The organism is Frigidibacter sp. MR17.14 (assembly GCF_037095735.1).
In the GTDB taxonomy this organism is placed as follows: Bacteria; Pseudomonadota; Alphaproteobacteria; order Rhodobacterales; family Rhodobacteraceae; genus Frigidibacter.
The window spans coordinates 1-1,525 of the sequence record NZ_JBAWKD010000042.1 but is presented as its reverse complement, the minus strand read 5'-3'; the positions used below and the strand labels follow the sequence as shown (position 1 = coordinate 1,525).

Below are 1,525 nucleotides of genomic sequence, written 5' to 3'. Positions count from 1 at the left end.
GAGATCGTCGTGGTCTCGATCGGCGTGAAGCAGGCGCAGGAAACCCTGCGCACGGCGCTGGCGATGGGTGCGGACCGCGCGATCCTGATCACCGCCGCCGATGACGTGCACACCGACATCGAGCCCTTGGCCGTCGCCAAGCTGCTGGCGGCCGTCGTCAAGGAAGAGGCCCCCGGCCTCGTCATCGCCGGCAAGCAGGCGATCGACAACGACATGAACGCCACCGGCCAGATGCTGTCGGCACTGCTGGGCTGGAGCCAGGCGGCCTTCGCGTCGGAACTGGCGATCGAGGGCGACCATGCCGTCGTGACCCGCGAGGTCGATGGCGGTCTGCAGACCATCAAGGTGAAGATGCCCGCCATCGTGACGGCGGACCTGCGCCTGAACGAGCCGCGCTATGCCTCGCTGCCGAACATCATGAAGGCGAAGAAGAAGCCGCTCGAGGAAAAGACCGCCGCCGACTACGGCGTCGACACCTCGCCGCGCCTGACCATCGTCAAGACCACCGAACCCGCGGGCCGCAAGGCGGGCGTGAAGGTCGGCTCGGTCGACGAGCTGATCGCCAAACTCAAAGACGAAGCGGGGGTGCTCTGATGGCCGTTCTGCTGCTGGGTGAAGTGACCGACGGCACGCTGTCGGTCGATGCCACCGCCAAGGCCGTCGCGGCCGTCGCGGGCCTCGGGCCCGTCACCGTGCTCTGCGCCGGGGCCTCGGCCGCCGCCGCGGGGGCGGAAGCCGCCAGGATCGACGGCGTCGCCAAGGTGCTGGTCGCCGAGGACGCCTCGCTGGGCCGCCGTCTGGCGGAACCCACCGCCGCGCTGATCGTCAGCCTCGCGGGCGACTACAGCCACATCTGCGCGCCCTCGACCTCGGACGCGAAGAACATCCTGCCCCGCGTCGCGGCGCTTCTGGACGTGATGGTGATCTCGGACGTGACCGCCGTGGTCGATGCCGACACCTTCGAGCGTCCGGTCTACGCCGGCAACGCGATCCAGACCGTGAAATCGGGCGACGCGACCAAGGTCTTCACGATCCGCACCGCCAGCTTCTCGGCTGCGGGTCTTTCGGGCGCGGCTGCGGTCGAGACCGTTTCCGCCGCCGCCGATCCGGGCCTGTCGTCCTGGGTCGAGGACAAGGTGGCGGCCTCGGACCGCCCCGAGCTGACCTCGGCCAAGATCGTGGTCTCGGGCGGCCGTGGCGTCGGCTCGTCGGACAACTTCGCGGTGATCGCGGCGCTGGCCGACAAGCTGGGGGCTGCGGTCGGTGCCTCGCGCGCCGCGGTCGACTCGGGCTACGCGCCGAACGACTGGCAGGTGGGCCAGACCGGCAAGGTCGTGGCGCCGGACCTCTACATCGCCTGCGGCATCTCGGGTGCGATCCAGCACCTTGCGGGCATGAAGGACAGCAAGGTCATCGTCGCGATCAACAAGGACGAAGAGGCCCCGATCTTCCAGGTCGCCGACTACGGCCTGGTGGGCGATCTCTTCACCCTCGTGCCGGAACTGACCTCGAAGGTCTGATCTCG

2 protein-coding genes are annotated in these 1,525 nt (G+C 69.1%); both read left to right on the top strand.

Features of this window, described 5'->3' with window-relative positions; genetic code table 11:
- Nucleotides 1-594 (top strand): electron transfer flavoprotein subunit beta/FixA family protein (locus tag V8J36_RS22820; protein ID WP_336469611.1); only part of this gene is annotated, 594 nt, incomplete at its 5' end.
- Entirely contained in the window at nucleotides 594-1,520 is a 927-nt protein-coding gene (locus V8J36_RS22815; protein ID WP_336469610.1) for an electron transfer flavoprotein subunit alpha/FixB family protein, read from the top strand. The genes V8J36_RS22820 and V8J36_RS22815, both read left to right, overlap by 1 nt.
- Nucleotides 1,521-1,525 lie beyond the last annotated feature (5 nt).